Annotated in this window: 15 protein-coding genes; 10 read left to right on the plus strand and 5 right to left on the minus strand. The window is 59.5% G+C overall.

Annotated features, from left to right (window positions below; all coding sequences use genetic code 11):
- Positions 1–14: 14 nt before the first annotated feature.
- Positions 15–596: a dCTP deaminase gene (dcd, locus tag ACVCAM_RS07070; protein ID WP_008500854.1), complete on the minus strand. Its 582-nt coding sequence runs from the start codon at positions 594–596 to the stop codon at positions 15–17.
- A gap of 91 nt (positions 597–687) precedes the next feature.
- Positions 688–1,329 (minus strand): uridine kinase, encoded by a 642-nt coding sequence (udk, locus tag ACVCAM_RS07075; RefSeq protein ID WP_008500855.1) that lies wholly within the window; start codon positions 1,327–1,329, stop codon positions 688–690.
- Positions 1,330–1,675: 346 nt separating this feature from the next.
- On the opposite strand from udk, the gene ACVCAM_RS07080 reads away from it, so the two are divergent.
- Positions 1,676–5,005 carry a diguanylate cyclase gene (locus ACVCAM_RS07080; RefSeq protein ID WP_008500856.1) on the plus strand — a complete coding sequence of 1,110 codons (3,330 nt, stop codon included), beginning with the start codon at positions 1,676–1,678 and terminating at the stop codon, positions 5,003–5,005.
- Here ACVCAM_RS07080 and alkA read toward each other — a convergent pair.
- Positions 4,973–5,842 carry a DNA-3-methyladenine glycosylase 2 gene (gene alkA, locus ACVCAM_RS07085; protein WP_025913245.1) on the minus strand — a complete coding sequence of 290 codons (870 nt, stop codon included), beginning with the start codon at positions 5,840–5,842 and terminating at the stop codon, positions 4,973–4,975. The two genes, ACVCAM_RS07080 and alkA, sit on opposite strands and share 33 nt — an antisense overlap.
- Before the next feature lie 130 nt (positions 5,843–5,972).
- Between alkA and yegD the strand changes: the two genes are divergently transcribed.
- The 8 genes from yegD (at position 5,973) to trhP (ending at position 20,096) form a co-directional block, all read left to right on the plus strand.
- Positions 5,973–7,325, plus strand: a complete 1,353-nt coding sequence (gene yegD, locus ACVCAM_RS07090; RefSeq protein ID WP_023344513.1) for a molecular chaperone — start codon at positions 5,973–5,975, stop codon at positions 7,323–7,325.
- Between the two features lie 303 nt (positions 7,326–7,628).
- Positions 7,629–8,831 carry an MdtA/MuxA family multidrug efflux RND transporter periplasmic adaptor subunit gene (locus ACVCAM_RS07095; RefSeq protein ID WP_025913244.1) on the plus strand — a complete coding sequence of 401 codons (1,203 nt, stop codon included), beginning with the start codon at positions 7,629–7,631 and terminating at the stop codon, positions 8,829–8,831.
- Complete coding sequence (locus ACVCAM_RS07100) at positions 8,831–11,953, plus strand: MdtB/MuxB family multidrug efflux RND transporter permease subunit (RefSeq protein ID WP_407223508.1); 3,123 nt, start codon at positions 8,831–8,833, stop codon at positions 11,951–11,953. Before ACVCAM_RS07095 ends, ACVCAM_RS07100 begins: the two co-directional genes overlap by 1 nt.
- Complete coding sequence (gene mdtC, locus ACVCAM_RS07105; RefSeq protein ID WP_348581438.1) at positions 11,954–15,031, plus strand: multidrug efflux RND transporter permease subunit MdtC; 3,078 nt, start codon at positions 11,954–11,956, stop codon at positions 15,029–15,031.
- Positions 15,032–16,447, plus strand: coding sequence for an MFS transporter (mdtD, locus tag ACVCAM_RS07110; RefSeq protein WP_348581436.1), 1,416 nt, complete (start codon positions 15,032–15,034; stop codon positions 16,445–16,447).
- Positions 16,444–17,847, plus strand: coding sequence for an envelope stress sensor histidine kinase BaeS (baeS, locus tag ACVCAM_RS07115; RefSeq protein WP_023325638.1), 1,404 nt, complete (start codon positions 16,444–16,446; stop codon positions 17,845–17,847). The genes mdtD and baeS overlap by 4 nt, the downstream gene beginning before the upstream one ends.
- Positions 17,844–18,566: an envelope stress response regulator BaeR gene (baeR, locus tag ACVCAM_RS07120; RefSeq protein WP_008500865.1), complete on the plus strand. Its 723-nt coding sequence runs from the start codon at positions 17,844–17,846 to the stop codon at positions 18,564–18,566. Before baeS ends, baeR begins: the two co-directional genes overlap by 4 nt.
- A 168-nt stretch (positions 18,567–18,734) precedes the next feature.
- Positions 18,735–20,096, plus strand: a complete 1,362-nt coding sequence (gene trhP, locus ACVCAM_RS07125) for a prephenate-dependent tRNA uridine(34) hydroxylase TrhP (protein ID WP_032652696.1) — start codon at positions 18,735–18,737, stop codon at positions 20,094–20,096.
- A 161-nt stretch (positions 20,097–20,257) separates the two neighbouring features.
- Here the strand turns inward: trhP and ACVCAM_RS07130 are convergent, their stop codons facing one another.
- Complete coding sequence (locus ACVCAM_RS07130) at positions 20,258–20,758, minus strand: DUF523 domain-containing protein (protein WP_348581434.1); 501 nt, start codon at positions 20,756–20,758, stop codon at positions 20,258–20,260.
- 141 nt (positions 20,759–20,899) lie between these two features.
- Between ACVCAM_RS07130 and yegS the strand changes: the two genes are divergently transcribed.
- Positions 20,900–21,799: a lipid kinase YegS gene (yegS, locus tag ACVCAM_RS07135; RefSeq protein WP_021241471.1), complete on the plus strand. Its 900-nt coding sequence runs from the start codon at positions 20,900–20,902 to the stop codon at positions 21,797–21,799.
- A 53-nt stretch (positions 21,800–21,852) separates the two neighbouring features.
- On the opposite strand, the gene fbaB is transcribed toward yegS, so the two are convergent.
- A complete protein-coding gene (gene fbaB, locus ACVCAM_RS07140) occupies positions 21,853–22,905 on the minus strand; it encodes a class I fructose-bisphosphate aldolase (RefSeq protein ID WP_407223509.1) in 1,053 nt (350 codons plus the stop codon).
- Positions 22,906–23,101: the final 196 nt, after the last annotated feature.

Here is a 23,101-nt window from a genome sequence, read left to right on the forward strand (position 1 = left end):
CAATGGACTAACGATCAGTCTTTATCAATACGGCTGGCAACCGCACCCTGCTGGTCGCGATATTTTGCGTCCTGACGGCGGTTATACGGCCTGTCTGCCGGGCCTGACAGCGGTTCAAAACTTAACGCGCCGATCATCATCCCCGGACGAAGCGCCAGCGGCAATTTACCGGCATTGAAGAATTCCAGCACAATACGGCCCGACCAGCCTGGATCGATACGGTGCGCGGTCACGTGTACCATCAGTCCCAGTCGGGCCAGCGAAGAACGGCCGTCAAGCCAGCCGACGAGGTCCGCAGGCAGGGTGACAGATTCAAACGTTACCGCCAGCGCCAGTTCACCCGGATGCAGATAAAAGGCTTCGCCATCTTCGATTACGATTTCGTCACTCATCACGCGATCGAGCGCGGCGCTGACTTCGTCCTTCGGTCCGCTGAGGTCAATGAACGGTGCGGTATGGCCGCTAAAGGTGCGGAATTTATTCCCCAACCGGACATCGACGGTCACCCCATTGATACGCTCAACAGGTGGACGTGGGGTAATAGACAAACGGCCTTCATCCAGCCAGGCTTCAATATCGCGATCACAAAGACGCATGCCTTTTTCTCCTTTCATGCATCGTACCCTGAGCCGGTAAGCGCTCAGGGTAAAACCAGGTTATCTCTGAACGGTACACAATTCACGCGGCTTATTCAAAAAACTGGCTGATTTTCGCTTTTAAGATATCGATCGCGATGCGGTTTTTACCCCCGCGCGGCACGATGATATCGGCGTATTGTTTGGAGGGCTCAATAAACTGCAGGAACATCGGGCGGACCGTTTTCTGGTATTGCGCCATCACGGAGTCCATTGAGCGGCCGCGTTCATTAACGTCACGCTTGATGCGGCGCATCAGGCAAATATCCAGCGGGGTATCGACGAAAATCGAGAAGTTCATGGATTCACGCAGGCGGGCGTCGGTCAGCAGCAGGATGCCTTCAAGGATAATGACCTTTTTCGGCTCGATGCGGATCGTTTCCTGGGTGCGGGTATGTTCTACGTAACTGTAAACGGGCAATTCGATCGCCTGGCCGCTCTTAAGCGCTTCTAAATGCTGGAACAGCAGGCTGTGATCCATCGCATTTGGGTGGTCATAGTTCGTTTTAACGCGCTCTTCCATCGACAGATGGGATTGATCTTTGTAATAGCTGTCTTCGGGAATGACGCCGATATGCTCATCACCTACTTGTTCACGCAGTTCGCGATAAAGCGTACTGGCAATTAGACTTTTACCTGAAGCCGATGCGCCGGCGATGCCTATAATGACGCACTGATGAGACTTATCAGTCATAAATTTAGCGACCTGATTAACCTGGATGTAAAGGAAGGACGACGCCGGAGCGTCAAACGCGGCAATTATAGGGATTTCGCGGGCGTGATACCAGTCGAATACTCAGGTTCTGCGAGACTGACCGAAAAGTGACGAGTTATTCCCTGAATGAAATTTAAATGCGCATTTTTTCGCCGCTCACCCGTTTTTTTTCACGGAGTAAGTATTTAATAAGTCTGTGTTGTCAAATTCTGAGCGGTCACCATATGAATTGTAAATTGTTTGTACTAGCATAAACCAAATTATCAAATTCACGCGTTCGGACATCTTCTTCCCTGACGGCATGGCGTCTCTGGATAAAGCGGTAATGAATAAACAATACCAGCGGGTTTTGGTGACCACCCCACATCCTTTATTACGACTTGTCTGTCTGGGCCTGGTCACCTTTATCTTTACCTTATTTTCGCTGGAGCTCACCCGCTTCGGCACCCTGCTGGCCCCGCTCTGGTTTCCCACCGCCATTATGATGGTGGCGTTTTACCGCCATGCCGGAAAAATGTGGCCGGGCATTGCCCTGGCCTGTTCGTTCGGCAATATTCTGGCCTCATGGATGCTGTTCTCCTGGGGGTCGGTCAGCCTCATCTACCCTGCGGTCAACGTCATTGAGGCCGTTATCGGCGCGCTGTTCCTGCGTAAATGGCTCCCGTGGTACAACCCGCTGCAGAATCTGAACGACTGGATCCGCGTGGCCATCGGCAGCGCGCTGGTGCCGCCACTGATGGGCGGCATTCTGGTGTCTCTGCTGGCACCCGGCTCTGAGCCCCTGCGTAATTTCTTCGTCTGGGTGTTGTCAGAAGCCATTGGCGCACTGGCACTGGTGCCACTGGGGCTGTTATTTAAGCCGCATTATCTGCTGCGCCACCGTGACCCGCGATTGCTGCTGGAAACGCTGACCACGCTGGCCGTGACGTTAGCCCTCAGTTGGGCAGCCATCACCTGGCTGCCGTGGCCCTTCACCTGCGTGATCGTTCTGCTGATGTGGAGCGCCGTGCGCCTGCCGCGGATGGAAGCGTTCATGGTGTTTCTGGTCACCGTGATGGTGGTGTCGCTGATGATTGCCCGCAATCCTCTGGCGCTGACCACCCAGCACGCCGGGCCGATGCTGAACGCCCCCTGGCTGCCGTTCCTGATGCTGCTCCTGCCCGCTAACGTGATGACCATGGTGATGTACGCCTTCCGCGCCGAACGCAAACACATCACCGAAAGCGAAGAGCGCTTTCGTAACGCGATGGAATATTCCGCCATCGGAATGGCGCTGGTCAGCATTGAAGGCAAATGGCTTCAGGCTAACAAGGCGCTGTGCAATTTCCTCGGCTACAGCCAGACGGAGCTTCAGTCGCTGACCTTCCAGCAGCTCACCTGGCCAGAAGATCTGAATACCGACCTCGAGCAGCTCGAACAGCTGGTCAACGGCGAGATCAATACCTACTCCCTCGAAAAGCGCTATTACACCCGCGACGGGGAAGTGGTCTGGGCGCTGCTTGCCGTCTCCGTGGTGCGCCATGCCGACGGCTCCCCGCTCTATTTTATTGCCCAGATTGAAGACATTAACGATCTGAAGCAGACCGAGTGGGTCAATAAGCGCCTGATGGAGCGCATTACGCTGGCTAACGAAGCCGGGGGCATCGGCATCTGGGAATGGGATCTGGAACCCGACATTATCAGTTGGGATAAGCGGATGTTTGAGCTCTATGAAATACCGCCGCACATCAAGCCCACCTGGCAGCTCTGGCACGACACGATGCTGCCGGAGGATCGCGTCCACGCTGAGCAGGTGCTGCGGGACTCCCTGATTTCCCGTCTGCCGTTTAAGCTGGAATTCCGCATCCGCGTGAAGGAAGGCGTGCGTCATATTCGCTCCCTGGCGAACCGGGTGCTCAATAAGCAGGGGGAAGTTGAACGGCTGCTCGGCATCAACATGGACATGACCGAGGTTAAGCAGCTTAACGAGGCCCTCTTCCAGGAAAAAGAGCGTCTGCACATTACCCTCGACTCCATCGGTGAAGCGGTGCTGTGCACCGATATCAACATGAACGTCACCTTTATGAACCCGGTCGCGGAGAAAATGAGCGGCTGGCTGCAGACCGAGGCTATCGGCCAGCCGATCCTGAAGGTGTTACACATTACCTTCGGTGAAAAAGGGCCGCTGATGGAGAATATTCACAGCGGCGATATGTCCCGTTCCGATATCGATCAGGATGTGGTGCTGAACTGCCGTACTGGCGGCAATTATGATATCCACTACAGCATTACGCCGCTCAGCACGCTGGATGGACAGAATATTGGCTCGGTGATCGTCATTCAGGACGTCACCGAGTCGCGCAAAATGCTGCGCCAGCTAAGCTACAGCGCCTCCCACGATGCCCTGACCCATCTGGCAAACCGGGTCAGCTTCGAAAACCATCTCAAACGGCTCTTGCAGACCGTTCGCGAAACGCGCCAGCGCCATGCCCTGGTGTTTATCGACCTCGATCGCTTCAAAGCCGTCAACGACACGGCTGGCCACGCCGCGGGTGATGCCCTGCTGCGGGAACTGGCTTCCCTGATGTTGACCATGCTCCGCTCCAGCGACGTGCTGGCGCGTCTGGGCGGGGACGAGTTCGGGTTACTGTTACCGGACTGCAACCTGGAAAGCGCGCGCTATATCGCCGGTCGCCTGATTCATGCCATCAACGACTATCACTTTATGTGGGAAGGCCGCCTGCATCGGATCGGCGCCAGCGCCGGCATCACGCTGATTGATGAAAATAACCATCAGGCATCGGAGATCATGTCGCAGGCGGACATTGCCTGTTACGCCTCAAAAAACAGCGGGCGCGGCATGGTGACGGTGTATGAACCCCAGCAGGAGCGGGATCACCACACGCGCAGCATGATGTCGCTTGATGAACAGTGGCACATGATTAAAGACAATCATCTGATGATGATTGCCCGCAGCGTCGCCTCCCCGCGCATCCCGGAGAGCAGTAATTTCTGGCTGCTGTCGTTACGCCTGTGGACCAGCCAGGGCGAAGTTCAGGAAGAGCATGCCTTCCGCTCGGGTCTGGCGGAGCCTGAGCTTCTGCACGCCCTCGACAGACGGATCTTTAGCGAATTTTTCCGCACCTATGCCACCCAGATCGCCAGTAAAGGCATGGGCGTGGCGCTGCCGCTCTCGGAGGCCGGTTTAGCCAGCGTGACGCTGGTCGATGAACTGCTCGACCTGCTGGATAAAAGCCCGATGCCGGGCCGTCTGCTGCATCTGGTTATCTCTGCCGATGTGGTGTGCAACCCGGATAAAAACCTGCACAGGGGTCTGCAAAAGCTTCGCCAGGCGGGCTGCCGCGTGATCTTCAGCCAGGTGGGACGCGACATGAACGTCTTTACCCACCTGACCGCGAATATGGCCGACTATCTGATGCTGGATGCAGAGGTGGTAACCAACGTGTATGGCAATCTGATGGATGAGATGATGGTGACCATTGTTCAGGGCCACGCCCAGCGTGTGGGAATGAAAACTATCGCGGGCCCCTGTAACCAGCCCATCATGATGGATACGCTCTCCGGCATCGGCATCGATTTTATCTTTGGTGACACTATCGCCGAGCCGCAGCCATTAGATCTTCTACTCAACACCAGCTATTTCGCCATCAACTGACGGTGCCCAGCCGTCGGTATACCAGATGTGCAGCAGCGCGTAGGAGCGCCACGGCTTCCAGCGTTCGGCATAACGACGAATTTGCGCGGGCGTCATTCCGGCGAAGCGCTGTTTAATCAGGTAATCATCCGGCAGAAACACATCTTTCGCCTGCCAGCCGCGCAGGGCCAGATAATTTGCCGTCCAGCGCCCTATCCCCGGCCGCTGCTGTAACGCCTTCATCCCCTCTTCTGTATTCGCGGGCGGGGAAAGCGGAAACGTTCCGTCGATAACCGACTGCGCCAGATGAATCAGCGACTCCGCGCGCTTTAGCGGCATACCCAACGCCTTCAGCGCCAGCGGGTCCGCTGCCGCCAGCGCCTGGGGCGTGGGGAAGCAGAGATAGCCCGGACAATCCGCCACCGGTTCGCCACAGAGCGCCACCACGCGTGACGCCAGCTTCGCCGCCATCGCCACGCTCACCAGCTGCCCGAGGATCGCCCGGACGCCCTGCTCGTACGCATCCATCGCCCCCGGTAAACGCAAGCCTGGCCTTGCAGCACCGAGTTCACCCAGCGTTTCTGCTATTTGCTGCGGGTTACAGCGGAGATCGAACAGGCGTTCGATGCGTTCAAGACACGCCTGCGCAACCGGAATTAACCCCGGGCTGAGCGTCACGCTCAGCGTATGGCTGGCAATATCCGGCGTCACGCGGAAAATCCCCTGATGCCCCTCGCAGGCAAAACTGCGCTCATAGTAATCGTTGGTGACGGTTTCAATGCCCGTTACCGCGCGCGCGCCAAGAAAACCAAACATCCACTGCCAGTCATAAGGGGGAAGCCAGGTGAGGGTATACATCGTTGCTCCTTTTTTAGTGTTATCAGCATAAACGTAAAGACCCTGTTTTGCCTTGCTTTCATATTCCTGTTGTCGCCATGCAGACATTTCGTTAAAGTCTCGCCCCTTCTCACCGGCATGGGGATTCATCGTGTTTATTGGATTTGACTACGGTACGGCAAACTGCTCGGTTGCGATTATGCAAGACGGGCAGCCACGGCTCCTGAAAATGGAAAAAGAGAGCACGCTGCTGCCGTCTATGCTCTGCGCACCGACGCGTGAAGCGGTGAGCGAGTGGCTGTTTCGCCACCATCAGGTTCCGGCCACGGCAGCGGAGACCCAGGCGCTGCTGCGCCGGGCGGTCAGCTTTAACCGCGAGGAAGATATCGACGTTACGCCCTCCAGCGTGCAGTTCGGCCTCTCCTCGCTCGGGCACTACATTGAAGACCCCGAAGAGGTCTATTTCGTTAAGTCGCCAAAATCCTTCCTCGGCGCCAGCGGCCTGAAGCCGCAGCAGGTCGCGCTGTTCGAAGACCTGGTGTGCGCGATGATGCTGCATATTCGCCAGCAGGCGCAGACGCAGGTCTCCGATACGATTACCCAGGCGGTGATTGGCCGCCCGATCAACTTCCAGGGGCTGGGCGGCGACGAGGCCAACCAGCAGGCGCAGGGGATCCTGGAGCGCGCGGCGCACCGCGCCGGCTTCCGCGACGTGGTATTCCAGTATGAGCCGGTTGCCGCAGGGCTGGACTTCGAAGCCACGCTGACGGAAGAGAAGCGCGTACTGGTCGTGGATATCGGCGGGGGCACGACGGACTGCTCGCTGCTGCTGATGGGGCCGCAGTGGCATCGCCGTCGCGATCGTGAAAACAGCCTGCTCGGGCACAGCGGCTGCCGCGTGGGCGGTAACGATCTGGATATCGCCCTGGCCTTCAAGAGCCTGATGCCGCTGCTCGGCATGGGGGGGCAAACCGAAAAAGGCATCGCCCTGCCGATCCTGCCGTGGTGGAACGCGATTGCCATCAACGACGTGCCTGCGCAGAGTGATTTTTACAGCACCGCCAACGGCCGCTTCCTTAACGATCTGGTGCGCGATGCCCAGGACGGCGAAAAGGTCGCCCTGCTCTATAAAGTGTGGCGTCAGCGTCTGAGCTACCGCGTGGTGCGTACGGCGGAAGAGAGCAAAATTGCCCTGTCCGACCGCGCTGAACATGCGGTCTCCCTGCCGTTTATCAGTGACGAACTGGCCACTGCCATTTCGCAGGACGGGCTGGAGACGGCGCTTGCCCAGCCGCTGCAGCGCATTCTGGAACAGGTGCAGCTCGCGCTGGAGAACGGCAAAGAGAAGCCGGACGTGATTTACCTGACCGGCGGTAGCGCTCGTTCACCGCTGATCAAGAAAGCGCTGGCCGAACAGCTGCCGGGAATACCTATCGCGGGTGGCGATGACTTTGGCTCCGTTACCGCAGGGCTGGCGCGCTGGGCGCAGGTGATGTTTAGCTAGTGCAGTTGTGCCGGGTGGCGGCTTCGCCTTACCCGGCCTACAAAACGTGTGTTGTTGTAGTGCGGTCTGGTGCCCTCTCCCACAAAACACCAAAAACGGCAACATCCGTTGCCGTTCGCATTTACCTTGTAGGCCGGGTAAGCGAAGTGTATGACCGGATACATAGGTGACAGATCAGACCGGGAACATAGGTAACACTCAGACAATTCCCGACAGTCTTCCATATTTCCTCCATTTTTCCGCTGTGTTGCCTGACTAAACTAGTATCATTCCCCGAAGTATTCAGGATGAGAACGTATAACGATGAAAGGCAGTAACAAATCCCGCTGGGCAATCGCCGCTGGCATCATTGTGGTGGCCCTTGCCGCCGCCTGGTACTGGCACAGTCAATCCGCGAACACCGCCGCACCGGCCGGCGCCACCAGCCAGACCCAGCGCCCAACGGGTGGAGGTCGTCACGGCATGCGCGGTGGCGCGCTGGCACCGGTTCAGGCGGCGACGGCGGTGAATAGAGCCGTTCCTCGCTATCTCACCGGTCTCGGGACCATTACCGCTGCCAACACCGCCACGGTGCGCAGCCGCGTCGACGGCCAGCTCATCGCGATCCACTTCCAGGAAGGTCAGCAGGTCAAAGCGGGCGATCTGCTGGCGGAAATCGACCCGAGCCAGTTTAAGGTCGCCCTTGCCCAGGTGCAGGGACAGCTCGCGAAAGACAACGCGACCCTCGCCAACGCCCGGCGCGATTTAGCCCGCTACCAGCAGCTGGTGAAAACAAACCTGGTGTCCCGTCAGGAGCTTGATACCCAGCAGTCGCTGGTCAGTGAAACGCAGGGCACGATCAAAGCGGACGAAGCCGCCGTGGCCAGCGCCCAGCTGCAGCTGGACTGGAGCCGCATCACCGCGCCGATTGACGGACGCGTCGGCCTGAAGCAGGTCGATATCGGCAACCAAATCTCCAGCGGCGACACCACGGGCATCGTGGTGATCACCCAGACCCACCCGATTGATTTAGTCTTTACCCTGCCGGAAAGCGATATCGCGACCGTCATGCAGGCGCAAAAAGCCGGTAAAGGCCTGGTGGTGGAAGCCTGGGACCGCAGCAACAAGCAGAAGCTGAGTGAAGGGTCCCTGCTCAGTCTGGATAACCAGATCGACACCACCACCGGCACCATCAAGCTGAAGGCGCGCTTTAATAACCAGGACGATGCCCTCTTCCCGAACCAGTTCGTCAATGCGCGCATGCTGGTCGCCACCGAAGAAAACGCGGTGGTGATCCCTACCGCCGCGCTGCAGATGGGGAATGAAGGAAACTTTGTCTGGGTGCTTAACAGCGACAATAAGGTCAGCAAGCACCTGGTAAAAACCGGTATTCAGGACAGCCAGACGGTGGTCATCAGCGCCGGGCTTTCCGCAGGCGACCGCGTGGTCACCGACGGCATTGACCGTCTGACCGAAGGGGCCAAAGTGGAAGTGGTGGAACCGGCGAAACAGGGAGCGACCTCCTGATGCAGGTGCTGCCGCCGGGCTCCACAGGTGGGCCGTCACGCCTGTTTATCCTCCGTCCTGTCGCCACCACGCTGCTGATGGTGGCGATCCTGCTCGCCGGGATTATCGGCTATCGCTTTCTGCCCGTCTCGGCGCTGCCCGAGGTGGACTATCCCACCATTCAGGTGGTGACGCTCTATCCCGGCGCCAGCCCGGATGTCGTGACGTCCACCATCACCGCCCCGCTGGAGCGTCAGTTCGGCCAGATGTCGGGGCTAAAACAGATGTCCTCCCAGAGCTCCGGCGGGGCATCCGTCGTGACGCTGCAGTTCCAGCTGACGCTGTCGCTGGACGTCGCCGAGCAGGAGGTGCAGGCCGCCATCAACGCCGCCACCAACCTGCTGCCGTCAGACCTGCCTAACCCGCCGGTCTACAGCAAGGTGAACCCGGCGGATCCGCCGATCATGACGCTGGCCGTCACGTCCTCCGCCATGCCAATGACCCAGGTCGAAGACATGGTCGAAACGCGCGTGGCGCAGAAAATTTCTCAGGTCTCCGGCGTCGGCCTCGTCACCCTGGCGGGCGGACAACGCCCGGCGGTGCGCGTTAAGCTTAACGCGCAGGCCATCGCCGCGCTGGGCCTCACCAGCGAAACCATCCGCAGCGCCATCAGCAATGCCAACGTCAACTCGGCGAAGGGCTCGCTGGACGGCCCAACCCGCGCCGTCACGCTCTCGGCGAACGACCAGATGCAGTCCGCCGACGAATATCGTCAGCTGATTATCGCCTACCAGAACGGCGCGCCGGTGCGTCTGGGCGACGTGGCGACCGTAGAACAAGGCGCGGAAAACAGCTGGCTGGGAGCCTGGGCCAACAGGCAGCAGGCGATCGTGATGAACGTGCAGCGCCAGCCGGGCGCAAACATCATCGAAACCGCCGACAGCATCCGCACCATGCTGCCGCAGCTGATCGAAAGCCTGCCGAAGTCGGTCAGCGTGAAGGTGCTTTCCGACCGTACCACCAACATTCGCGCGTCGGTCACCGACACCCAGTTCGAGCTGATGCTGGCGATTGCGCTGGTGGTGATGATCATTTATCTGTTCCTGCGCAACGTTCCGGCGACCATTATTCCCGCCGTCGCCGTACCGCTCTCGCTGGTCGGCACCTTTGCGGTGATGGTGTTCCTCGATTTTTCGATCAACAACCTGACGCTGATGGCGCTCACCATCGCCACCGGGTTCGTGGTGGATGACGCTATCGTCGTCATCGAGAACATCTCGCGCTATATCGAGAAAGGTGAAAAACCGCTGGCCGCCGCGCTGAAGGGCGCAGGGGAAATCGGCTTTACCATTATCTCGCTGACCTTCTCGCTGATTGCGGTGCTGATCCCGCTGCTGTTTATGGGCGATATCGTCGGGCGTCTGTTCCGCGAGTTTGCCGTGACGCTGGCGGTCGCCATTCTGATCTCCGCCGTGGTGTCGCTGACCCTGACGCCGATGATGTGCGCCCGCATGCTGAGCCATGAGTCCCTGCGCAAGCAAAACCGCTTCTCGCGCGCCTCCGAGCGCATGTTCGAGCGCATTATTGCCGCCTACGGTCGCGTGCTGGCGAAAGTCCTTAACCACCCGTGGGCCACGCTCGGCGTGGCGCTGGGAACCCTGGCGCTCAGCGTGATGCTGTGGATTTTCATTCCGAAAGGCTTCTTCCCGATCCAGGACAACGGCATTATTCAGGGCACGCTTCAGGCCCCACAGTCGGTCTCTTTTGCCAATATGGCGCAGCGCCAGCAGCAGGTATCTGACATCATCATGAAGGATCCGGCGGTAGAGAGCCTGACCGCTTACGTGGGCGTCGACGGCACCAATCCGTCGCTGAATAGCGCGCGTCTACAGATCAACCTTAAGCCGCTGGATGAGCGCGACGATCGCGTCAACGCCGTCATTGAGCGGCTGCAAAACGCCGTGGCCCGCGTGCCGGGCGTTGAGCTTTACCTGCAGCCGATTCAGGATTTGACCATCGATACCCAGGTCAGCCGCACGCAGTACCAGTTCACGCTGCAGGCCACCTCGCTGGACGCGCTCAGCACCTGGGTGCCGCAGCTGGTGGACAAGCTTAACACCCTGCCGCAGCTCGCCGACGTCAGCAGCGACTGGCAGGACAAAGGGCTGGCGGCGTATGTGAACGTCAACCGCGACGCCGCCAGCCGTCTGGGCATCACCATGGCGGACGTGGATAACGCCCTGTACAACGCCTTCGGTCAGCGTCTGATCTCCACCATCTACACCCAGGCGAACCAGTATCGCGTGGTGCTGGAGCACAACACGGAGAACACGCCCGGCCTGGCGGGGCTGGACTCGGTGCGCCTGACCAGCAAAGACGGCGGCATTGTGCCGCTGAGCGCGATTGCCACGGTGGAAGAACGCTATACCCCGCTGTCGATTAACCATCTGGATCAGTTCCCGTCCACCACCATCTCCTTTAACGTGCCGGACAATTACTCTCTGGGTGAAGCGGTGGAGGCCATTCAGGCGGCGGAAAAAGCGGTAAGCTTCCCGGCTGATATTCAGACCCAGTTCCAGGGCAGCACCCTGGCGTTCCAGGCCGCGCTGGGCAACACCATCTGGCTGATCGTGGCGGCGGTCGTGGCGATGTACATCGTGCTCGGCGTGCTGTACGAAAGCTTTATCCACCCGATCACCATCCTCTCTACCCTGCCGACGGCGGGCGTGGGGGCACTGCTGGCATTAATGCTGGCGGGCAGCGAGCTGGACGTGATTGCCATCATCGGTATCATCCTGCTCATCGGGATCGTGAAGAAAAACGCCATCATGATGATCGACTTCGCCCTGGCCGCCGAGCGCGAGCAGGGCATGTCGCCACGCGATGCGATTTTCCAGGCCTGCCTGCTGCGTTTTCGCCCCATCCTGATGACCACGCTGGCCGCCCTGCTGGGCGCGCTGCCGCTGATGCTCAGCACGGGCGTCGGCGCGGAGCTGCGCCGTCCGCTGGGTATCGGCATGGTCGGCGGTCTGCTGGTGAGCCAGGTGCTGACGCTGTTCACCACGCCGGTGATCTACCTGCTGTTTGACCGCCTGGCGCTGTGGACCAAAAGCCGCTTCCCGAAACGTGAAGAGGAGGCATAAGTGAAGTTTTTCGCCCTCTTCATTTATCGCCCGGTGGCGACGATTTTAATCTCGCTCGCCATTACCCTCTGCGGCGTGCTGGGCTTCCGGCTGCTGCCGGTGGCCCCCCTGCCGCAGGTGGATTTCCCGGTGATCATGGTCAGCGCCTCGCTGCCGGGCGCCTCGCCGGAAACCATGGCCTCGTCGGTTGCCACCCCGCTGGAGCGTTCGCTCGGGCGGATTGCGGGGGTCAACGAGATGACCTCCAGCAGCTCGCTGGGCAGCACGCGCATTATTCTGGAATTCAGCTTCGACCGGGATATCAACGGCGCGGCGCGCGACGTGCAGGCGGCCATTAACGCCGCACAGAGCCTGCTGCCGAGCGGGATGCCGAGCCGTCCGACCTACCGCAAGGCCAATCCGTCCGACGCGCCGATCATGATCCTGACGCTGACCTCGGATACGTACTCGCAGGGGCAGCTGTACGATTTTGCGTCTACCCAGCTGGCGCAGACCATCTCTCAAATTAACGGCGTCGGGGACGTGAGCGTCGGCGGGAGTTCCCTGCCCGCGGTGCGCGTGGGGTTAAACCCGCAGGCGCTGTTCAACCAGGGCGTGTCGCTGGACGACGTGCGCTCCGCCATCAGCAACGCCAACGTGCGCAAACCGCAGGGGGCGATAGAGGACAACAGCCACCGCTGGCAGATCCACACCAACGACGAGCTGAAAACCGCGGCGGAATATCAGCCGCTCATTATTCACTACAACAACGGTGCGGCGGTGCGCTTAAGCGACGTGGCCAGCGTCACCGACTCGGTGCAGGACGTACGCAACGCCGGGATGACCAACGCCAAGCCGGCGATTCTGCTGATGATCCGCAAGCTGCCGGAAGCGAACATTATCGAGACAGTGAACAGCATTCGCGCCCGTCTCCCGGAGCTGCAGGAGACCATCCCGGCAGCAATCGATCTGCAAATTGCCCAGGATCGCTCCCCGACCATTCGCGCCTCGCTGGAAGAGGTGGAGCAAACGCTGGTGATTTCCGTCGCGCTGGTGATCCTGGTGGTGTTCCTGTTCCTGCGATCCGGCCGCGCGACGCTGATCCCGGCGGTGGCCGTGCCGGTCTCGCTGATCGGCACCTTTGCCGCCATGTATCTGTGCGGGTTTAGCCTCAACAACCTGTCGCTGATGGCCCTGACGATTGCCACCGGCTTCGTGGTGGATGACGCCATCGTGGTGCTGGAAAACATTTCCCGCCATCTGGAAGCGGGCGTGAAACCGCTGCAGGCCGCGCTGCAGGGCACGCGCGAGGTGGGCTTTACGGTGCTCTCCATGAGCCTGTCGCTGGTGGCGGTCTTTCTGCCGCTGCTGCTGATGGGCGGGCTGCCGGGCAGGCTGCTGCGCGAATTTGCCGTCACCCTTTCGGTGGCTATCGGCATCTCGCTGATTATCTCGCTGACGCTCACGCCAATGATGTGCGGCTGGATGCTCAAGCGCAGCAAGCCGCACTCGCAGCCGCGCCGCAAAGGCTTTGGCCGCGTGCTGATGGCAATGCAGGAGGGCTACGGCAAATCGCTGAAGTGGGTGCTGAACCACACAAGGCTGGTCGGCCTGGTGCTGATCGGCACCATCGTGCTCAACGTGTGGCTGTATATTTCCATCCCGAAAACCTTTTTCCCGGAGCAGGATACCGGCGTGCTGATGGGCGGCATTCAGGCGGACCAGAGCATTTCCTTCCAGGCGATGCGCGGCAAGCTGCAGGACTTTATGAAGATCATTCGGGAAGACAAATCCGTGGATAACGTCACTGGCTTTACCGGCGGGTCGCGCGTCAACAGCGGGATGATGTTTATTACCCTGAAACCGCGCGGCGAGCGCAACGAAACCGCCCAGCAGGTGATTGACCGCCTGCGGGTGAAGCTCGCCAAAGAGCCCGGAGCCAACCTGTTTTTGATGGCCGTTCAGGATATCCGCGTCGGCGGGCGACAGGCGAACGCCAGCTATCAGTACACGTTACTCTCGGATGATTTAGCCGCCCTGCGCGAGTGGGAGCCGAAGATCCGCAAGGCGCTGGCCGCCCTGCCCCAACTGGCGGACGTGAACTCCGATCAGCAGGACAACGGCGCCGAGATGGCCCTGACCTACGACCGCGAAACCATGTCGCGGCTGGGCATTAACGTTGAAGCCGCCAACAGCCTGCTGAACAACGCCTTCGGCCAGCGCGAGATCTCCACCATCTACCAGCCGATGAACCAGTACAAGGTGGTGATGGAGGTTGACCCGCGCTACACCCAGGACATCAGCGCCCTGGACAAAATGTTTGTGATTAACAACGACGGCAAGGCGATTCCGCTCTCCTACTTCGCAAGCTGGCAGCCTGCCAACGCGCCGCTGTCGGTGAACCATCAGGGGCTGTCGGCGGCGTCGACCATCTCCTTTAACCTGCCCGCCGGTTCGTCACTGTCTGAGGCCAGCGACGCGATCAACCGCGCGATGACCCAGCTTGGCGTACCGTCCACCGTGCGCGGCAGCTTCGCCGGGACCGCGCAGGTATTCCAGGAGACGATGAACTCGCAGGTGATTTTAATTCTGGCCGCCATCGCCACGGTCTATATTGTGCTGGGCGTGCTGTATGAGAGCTACGTGCACCCGCTGACCATCCTCTCCACGCTGCCGTCGGCGGGCGTGGGGGCACTGCTGGCGCTGGAGCTGTTCGGCGCGCCGTTCAGCCTTATCGCACTCATCGGGATCATGCTATTGATCGGCATCGTGAAGAAAAACGCCATCATGATGGTGGACTTCGCGCTGGACGCCCAGCGCAACGGCAACCTCTCGCCGGAAGAGGCCATCTTCCAGGCCTGCCTGCTGCGCTTCCGTCCGATCATGATGACCACTCTGGCGGCGCTGTTTGGCGCGCTGCCGCTGGTGATCTCGGGCGGCGACGGCTCAGAGCTGCGCCAGCCGCTGGGGATCACCATTGTCGGTGGCCTGGTGATGAGCCAGCTGCTGACGCTGTACACCACGCCGGTGGTCTATCTGTTCTTCGACCGCCTGCGGCTGCGCTTTTCGCGTAAAAACAGAACTACGGTGACCGGATAAATGACAGAGCTTCCCAGCAACGTTCGCTGGCAATTATGGATAGTCGCCTTCGGCTTCTTTATGCAGTCGCTGGATACGACCATCGTCAACACCGCCCTCCCCTCCATGGCGAAAAGCCTCGGGGAGAGCCCGCTGCATATGCACATGGTGATTGTCTCCTACGTGCTGACGGTTGCCGTGATGCTGCCCGCCAGCGGCTGGCTGGCCGATAAGGTCGGCGTGCGGAATATCTTCTTTACCGCCATCGTGCTGTTTACCTCCGGCTCGCTATTTTGCGCGCAGGCCAACACCCTCGACCAGCTGGTCATGGCGCGCGTGCTGCAGGGCATCGGCGGGGCGATGATGGTGCCCGTCGGGCGACTAACGGTGATGAAGATTGTGCCGCGCGAGCAGTACATGGCGGCGATGACCTTTGTCACCCTGCCCGGTCAGGTGGGGCCGCTGCTTGGGCCTGCGCTGGGCGGTATGTTGGTGGAGTACGCCTCCTGGCACTGGATCTTCTTAATCAATCTTCCTGTTGGCATCATCGGCGCCATCGCCACCCTGATGCTGATGCCGAACTACAAAATGCAGACCCGGCGCTTTGATTTCTTCGGCTTTATTCTGCTGGCGGCGGGCATGGCCACGCTTACCCTGGCACTCGACGGGCAAAAGGGGCTGGGGATTTCCACCCTGATGCTCGGGTTGCTGGTGGTTATTGGCATTTCCACCATTGCAGGGTATTTGTGGCATGCTCGCGGCAATGACCAGGCGCTGTTCAGCCTGAACTTGTTTAAAAACCCTACCTACCGTCTCGGGCTGTTCGGCAGCTTTGCCGGACGCGTCGGCAGCGGCATGCTGCCGTTTATGACGCCCGTTTTTCTGCAAATTGGCATGGGCTTTTCGCCATTCCACGCGGGCCTGATGATGATCCCGATGGTGCTCGGCAGCATGGGAATGAAGCGCATTGTGGTGCAGGTGGTGAACCGCTTTGGCTATCGACACGTGCTGGTGGCCGCCACGCTGGGGCTGGCGCTGGTCAGCCTGCTGTTTATGGCCGTGGCGCTGATGGGCTGGTACTACGTCCTGCCGCTGGTGCTGTTTTGCCAGGGGATCATCAACTCCATGCGCTTCTCGTCGATGAATACCCTGACGCTGAAGGACCTGCCGGACGATCTGGCGAGCAGCGGCAACAGCCTGCTGTCGATGATTATGCAGCTCTCCATGAGCGTGGGCGTGACGATCGCGGGGTTGCTGCTCGGCATGTACGGCCAGCACCATCTCAGCGTCGACACGCCGGTGGCGCATCAGGTCTTTATGTATACCTACCTCAGCATGGCGGTCATCATCGCCCTGCCCGCGTTCATCTTCGCCCGCGTGCCGGATGATACCAGCAAGAACGTCGTGATTAGGCGCGGCAAAAGGAGTGGCTCATGAAATTCTGGCGTCCGGGTATTACCGGCAAGCTCTTTCTGGCGATTTTTGCCACCTGTATCGTTTTGCTGATCACCATGCACTGGGCGGTGCGCATCAGCTTTGAGCGCGGCTTTATTGATTACATCAAGCATGGCAATGAGCAGCGTTTGCAGGGCTTAAGCGATGCGCTGAGTGAACAGTACGCCCAGCACGGCAACTGGCGTTTTCTGCGCAATAACGACCGCTTTATTTTCCAGATCCTGCGCTCGCTGGAGCACGATACCGGTGACGACCGTCCGGGCCCGGGCATGCCGCCGCACGGCTGGCGCACCCAGTTCTGGGTGATCGACCAGGACATGCGCCCCCTGGTTGGCCCGCGCGCGCCGATACCGCCGGACGGCACCCGGCGGGCGATTAAAGTGAATAACGCGACCGTCGGCTGGGTTATCGCCTCGCCGGTGGAGCGCCTGACGCGCAACACCGACATCAACTTTGACCGCCAGCAGCGCCGGACCAGCTGGCTGATTGTCGCCCTCTCCACGCTGCTCGCCGCGCTCGCCACCTTCCCGCTCGCGCGCGGCCTGCTCGCCCCGGTGAAACGCCTGGTGGAGGGCACGCACAAGCTGGCCGCCGGGGATTTCACCACCCGCGTCGATACCCGCAGCCAGGACGAACTGGGCAAGCTGGCGCAGGACTTTAACCAGCTCGCCAGCACACTGGAGAAGAACCAGCAGATGCGCCGCGACTTTATGGCCGATATTTCTCACGAGCTGCGCACCCCGCTGGCGGTGCTGCGCGGCGAACTGGAGGCCATTCAGGACGGCGTGCGCCAGTTTACGCCGGAATCGGTGGCTTCCCTGCAGGCGGAGGTGGGCACGCTCACCAAGCTGGTGGACGATCTCCACCAGCTCTCCATGTCCGACGAAGGCGCGCTGGCCTACCAGAAGGCGCCCGTAGACGTCATTAACGTGCTGGAAGTAGCGAGCGGCGCCTTCCGCGAACGCTTTGCCAGCCGCAACCTGAAAATCGACCTTTCCCTGCCGGACAGCGCGGTGGTGTTTGGCGACAAAGATCGGCTGATGCAGCTGTTCAACAACCTGCTAGAAAACAGCCTGCGCTACACCGACAGCGGTGGCGGGCTGCATATCTCCGGCAGGCAGGACAACGGGCGCTTCGCCCTCACCTTCGCCGATTCCGCCCCCGGCGTGCAGGACGCGCAGCTGGAAAAACTGTTCGAGCGCTTTTACCGCACCGAAGGCTCCCGCAACCGCGCCAGCGGCGGTTCCGGCCTGGGGCTGGCGATTTGCGTTAACATCGTCGAGGCGCATAATGGCACGATCCGCGCCGCCCATTCGCCTTTTGGCGGGGTTAGCATTACAGTAGAGTTACCTCTGGAACGGGATTTATCGAGAGAAGTATGACCGAGTTACCGATTGACGAAAACACGCCGCGCATTTTGATCGTCGAAGACGAACCCAAGCTGGGACAGCTGCTGATCGACTATTTACGCGCAGCCAGCTATGCCCCGTCACTGATCGGCCACGGCGACCAGGTGCTGCCCTACGTGCGCCAGACCCCGCCGGACCTGATCCTGCTGGATTTAATGCTGCCAGGGGTTGATGGATTGACCCTGTGCCGGGAAATTCGTCGCTTCTCCGACGTGCCGATCGTCATGGTCACCGCCAAAATTGAAGAGATTGACCGCCTGCTGGGGCTCGAAATCGGCGCGGACGATTATATCTGCAAACCCTACAGCCCGCGTGAAGTGGTCGCCCGCGTGAAAACCATTCTGCGCCGCTGCAGGCCGCAGCGCGAGCTTCAGGTGCTGGACGCCGAAAGTCCGCTGATTGTGGATGAAAGCCGCTTCCAGGCGAGCTGGCGCGGCAAGCTGCTGGACCTGACGCCTGCGGAGTTCCGCCTGCTGAAAACCCTCTCCCACGAGCCGGGAAAAGTCTTCTCCCGCGAACAGCTGCTGAACCATCTGTATGACGATTACCGCGTGGTGACCGACCGCACCATCGACAGCCACATTAAAAACCTGCGCCGCAAGCTGGAGGCGCTGGACGCCGAACAGTCGTTTATCCGCGCGGTGTATGGCGTGGGGTATCGCTGGGAAGCGGATGCGTGCAGGATTGCCTAGTTAGCCGCTGGTCAATCCAGGCCGGGTAAGGCGAAACCGCCACCCGGCACAATAACTTTACCTCCCTGCCCCGCAGCGCTACAATGCCCGCCCTTAATGTGGGGGATCTCCCCTTACCGCTGCACCAGGTGCACGCGGATCTGACCTGTCATCAGAACGAGAACAAACATGTTTAAACCGGAACTCCTTTCCCCGGCGGGAACGCTGCAAAATATGCGTTACGCTTTCGCCTATGGCGCCGACGCCGTGTATGCGGGCCAGCCGCGCTACTCGCTGCGCGTGCGTAATAACGAATTCAACCACGAGAACCTGCAGCTCGGCATCAACGAAGCGCATGCTCTGGGTAAAAAATTCTACGTGGTGGTCAACATCGCGCCGCACAACGCCAAGCTGAAAACGTTCATCCGTGACCTGAAGCCGGTGGTGGATATGGGGCCGGACGCGCTGATCATGTCGGACCCGGGTTTAATCATGCTGGTTCGGGAGAACTTCCCGGAGATGGATATCCACCTCTCCGTACAGGCTAACGCCGTCAACTGGGCGACGGTGAAGTTCTGGAAGCAGATGGGGCTGACCCGCGTCATCCTGTCCCGCGAGCTTTCGCTGGAAGAGATCGAAGAGATCCGCACCCAGGTGCCGGATATGGAAATTGAAATCTTCGTTCACGGCGCGCTGTGCATGGCCTATTCCGGCCGCTGCCTGCTTTCTGGCTACATCAACAAGCGCGACCCGAACCAGGGCACCTGCACCAACGCCTGCCGCTGGGAATATAACGTCCAGGAAGGCAAAGAGGACGACATCGGCAACATCGTCCACAAGCATGAGCCGATCCCGGTGACTAACGTCGAGCCAACGCTGGGCATCGGCGCGCCAACCGACAGCGTGTTTATGATTGAAGAAGCCAAACGTCCGGGCGAGTACATGACCGCCTTTGAAGACGAGCACGGCACCTACATCATGAACTCGAAGGATCTGCGCGCCATCGCCCACGTCGAGCGCCTGACCCAGATGGGCGTGCACTCCCTGAAGATTGAAGGGCGCACCAAATCCTATTACTACTGCGCGCGTACCGCGCAGGTGTACCGTAAAGCCATCGACGATGCGGCTGCCGGTAAACCGTTCGATACCAGCCTGCTGGAAACTCTGGAAGGCCTGGCGCACCGCGGCTATACCGAGGGCTTCCTGCGTCGTCATACCCATGACGACTACCAGAACTACGAGCACGGCTACTCCGTTTCCGAGCGCCAGCAGTTTGTCGGCGACTTCACCGGCGAGCGCAAAGGCGCGCTGGCGGCCGTGGCGGTGAAAAACAAATTCACCAAAGGCGACAGCCTGGAGCTGATGACCCCGCAGGGCAACATGAACTTTACGCTGGAGCATCTGGAAAACGGCAAAGGCGAAGCGATTGACGTGGCGCCGGGTGACGGCCATACCGTCTGGCTGCCGGTTCCGGAAGAGGTGGAGCTGAAGTTCGCGCTGCTGATGCGTAACTTCAACGGTGAAAGCACCCGAAACCCACACGGCAAATAGTTAATCAGGGAAATTTTTTCGCGCTGGGATAATTCTTAGAATCGGATCACATACCGCTTCGTTCAATACGGGTATTATCCCCCCGCTGAAAAACATAACCCATAAATGCTAGCTGTACCAGGAACCACCTCCTTAGCCTGCGTAATCTCCCTTACGCGGGCTTATTTTTTGCCTTCTCTCTCCTCAACCCAGGCAATGAGTTCGTCGATTTGCTTCTCTGAAAACACGGCGATCCCATTCTCAGCGAGCAACGACGCAGCAACCCCCCTCCCCGCTTTCCGTATACCGCGAAACGATCCGTCATAAATAAACTCACTGCCGCACGTTGGACTTCCATCGGTTAACAATGCAGCGCTACACCCCGACGCCTGAGCAGCGCGTAGCGCGAGCCAGGCTGCAAGCTGATAATGTGCGGTCACATCCTGCCCGGTATTTTCCATAATTCTGGCTTGCCCGTGCATCACGTCTTTGCCATCAGCGAATATAATCTCTGCCGGAGGACGCGGTACAGGCAGCCCGGCAGCCAATTCAGGGCAGTGGATAACCAAACGTTGTTCCTGTTGCCAGCGAGCGAGTTGCTCGTTCATTCGCGCTTTTTCACTTCCGTTATAACGGACCCTGAAGCCCATCAGGCACGCGCTTACCAAAATTTTATTCATCATCACTTTCCTGTGATTACATTAATCTCATCGCTGAAGTGTAACGCGCTTTTGTGCCTGTTTTGTTCCTTTCATCCTGTTCTTACCCGCTTTTTTCCTCTCTGCTATACACTCTTACTAACGCTAAAAAAGGGAGCAGCGAGGATGGCAACCTATCCAGACAGTTTATTGATTCTCAACGGCAAAAGTGCGGGCAACGATCTGCTGCGTCAGGCCATTCAGGGTTTGCGTGACGACGGCGCGCGCATCCACGTAAGAGTAACATGGGAAAAAGGCGACGCGGCACGCTATATCAATGAAGCCCTCGGGCTTGGCGTTGAGACCATCATTTCCGGCGGCGGCGATGGCACCATCAATGAGATCGCGTCAGCGCTGATCGACCTGCCCCCGGCAGACCGCCCGGTGATGGGCATTTTACCGCTCGGCACCGCCAATGATTTTGCCACCAGCGCCGGGATCCCCGAGGCGTTAGAGAAAGCGCTTCAGCTGGCGATCCTCGGTAAAGCGACCGCGGTAGATATTGCGCAGGTGAATGACAAAACCTGCTTTATCAATATGGCCACCGGCGGGTTCGGCACGCGCATCACCAGCGAAACGCCGGAAAAACTCAAGGCGGCGCTGGGCGGCGTGTCGTATCTGATCCACGGTCTGATGCGCATGGATACCCTCAAGCCTGACCGCTGCGAAATTCGCGGCGAAGATTTCCAGTGGCAGGGCGACGCGCTGGTGATTGGCATCGGTAATGGTCGTCAGGCCGGCGGCGGGCAGCAGCTGTGCCCGGAGGCGCTGATTAATGACGGTCAGCTACAGCTGCGGATTTTCACGGGCGACGGCCTGCTGCCCGCGCTGTTTACCACGCTGACGCAGCCGGAAGAGAGTCCGAATATCATTGACGGGAAATCCGCATGGTTTGAGGTAAATGCCCCGCACGGTATGACCTTTAACCTCGACGGGGAACCGCTCAGCGGGACGCAGTTCCGCATTGAGGTGTTGCCCGGCGCGCTGCAGTGTCGGTTGCCGCCAGACTGTGTGCTTTTGCGCTGATGGTATTGCCGGGTGGCGGCTACGCCTTACCCGGCCTACGCTTCGCCCTCAGGTCAGGCAATCGTGACTTTGCTGTCCAGATAGACGTCCTGAACCGCATTGATCAGCTTCACGCCGTCAGCCATCGATTTCTTAAACGCCTTACGGCCCAGGATCAGCCCCATGCCGCCCGCGCGCTTGTTGATAACCGCCGTACGCACCGCGTCTGACAGGTCAGTATCGCCGCCCGCCGCGCCGCCGGAGTTAATCAACCCTGCGCGGCCCATGTAGCAGTTCGCCAGCTGGTAGCGCACCAGGTCGATCGGGTTATCGCTGGTCAGCTTGCTGTAAACGCGGTCATCGGTGTAACCAAAGTTCACTGCTTTATATCCGCCATTATTCTCGGCCATTTTCTGCTTCACGATATCCGCGCCGATGGTCGCCGCCAGGTGGTTCGCCTGCCCGGTCAGGTCAGCCGACACGTGATAATCCACGCCGTCTTTTTTGAACGCCGAGTTGCGCAGGTACGCCCACAGCACGGTCACCATACCCAGCTCGTGCGCGCGCTCAAACGCCGCAGAGATCTCTTCAATCTGACGACGAGACTGTTCTGAGCCGAAATAGATGGTCGCCCCAACGGCAACCGCCCCCATATTGAACGCCTGCGCGACGCTGGCATAGAGCGTCTGGTCATATTCGGTGGGGTAGCTCAGGGTTTCATTGTGGTTCAGCTTCACGAGGAACGGAATGCGGTGGGCATAGCGACGCGAGACGGAGGCCAGCACGCCGTAGGTGGACGCCACGCAGTTACAGCCCGCTTCAATCGCCAGCTCAACAATGTTCTTCGGATCGAAATAGAGCGGATTCGCCGCGAAGGAGGCGCCCGCCGAGTGCTCAACGCCCTGGTCTACCGGCAGAATAGAGAGATATCCGGTGCCGCCGAGCCGCCCGGTGTTATAGAGCGTCTGCATATTTCTTAGCACGGCAGGCGGACGGTTGTTATCGACCATCACGCGGTCAACGTAGTCATGACCAGGCAGGTAAAGCTGGTCGGCTGGAATGGTCATACAACGATGCTGTAAAAGGCTGTCGGCGTCTTTGCCAAGCAACTGCGCAATATCAGTCATGTGATACTCCCGTAAGTTCGACGTCATGTCGGTGTGCGTTTATCCAGTCCCATCTTTTATGGGCAGACTAAGCCTGGTACCGACTTAACAGATTTTCCACCCTTTGCAATTTTTTTCAGCACAATCTGCTGGCTCGATTCGTGTACAACAAAACTGTTACATTGTTCAAACAATCGCCACAAAGGTATTTAAAAGG

Source organism: Enterobacter sp. CFEC122 (assembly GCF_052983755.1).

Excerpts from the sequence above, each read along its gene's own strand:
- dcd (WP_008500854.1), bottom strand. The coding sequence starts at position 596 with ATGCGTCTTTGTGATCGCGATATTGAAGCCTGGCTGGATGAAGGCCGT.
- udk (WP_008500855.1), bottom strand. The coding sequence starts at position 1,329 with ATGACTGATAAGTCTCATCAGTGCGTCATTATAGGCATCGCCGGCGCA.
- ACVCAM_RS07080 (WP_008500856.1), top strand. The coding sequence starts at position 1,676 with ATGAATAAACAATACCAGCGGGTTTTGGTGACCACCCCACATCCTTTA.
- alkA (WP_025913245.1), bottom strand. The coding sequence starts at position 5,842 with ATGTATACCCTCACCTGGCTTCCCCCTTATGACTGGCAGTGGATGTTT.
- ACVCAM_RS07095 (WP_025913244.1), top strand. The coding sequence starts at position 7,629 with ATGAAAGGCAGTAACAAATCCCGCTGGGCAATCGCCGCTGGCATCATT.
- ACVCAM_RS07100 (WP_407223508.1), top strand. The coding sequence starts at position 8,831 with ATGCAGGTGCTGCCGCCGGGCTCCACAGGTGGGCCGTCACGCCTGTTT.
- mdtD (WP_348581436.1), top strand. The coding sequence starts at position 15,032 with ATGACAGAGCTTCCCAGCAACGTTCGCTGGCAATTATGGATAGTCGCC.
- baeS (WP_023325638.1), top strand. The coding sequence starts at position 16,444 with ATGAAATTCTGGCGTCCGGGTATTACCGGCAAGCTCTTTCTGGCGATT.
- baeR (WP_008500865.1), top strand. The coding sequence starts at position 17,844 with ATGACCGAGTTACCGATTGACGAAAACACGCCGCGCATTTTGATCGTC.
- trhP (WP_032652696.1), top strand. The coding sequence starts at position 18,735 with ATGTTTAAACCGGAACTCCTTTCCCCGGCGGGAACGCTGCAAAATATG.
- ACVCAM_RS07130 (WP_348581434.1), bottom strand. The coding sequence starts at position 20,758 with ATGATGAATAAAATTTTGGTAAGCGCGTGCCTGATGGGCTTCAGGGTC.
- yegS (WP_021241471.1), top strand. The coding sequence starts at position 20,900 with ATGGCAACCTATCCAGACAGTTTATTGATTCTCAACGGCAAAAGTGCG.
- fbaB (WP_407223509.1), bottom strand. The coding sequence starts at position 22,905 with ATGACTGATATTGCGCAGTTGCTTGGCAAAGACGCCGACAGCCTTTTA.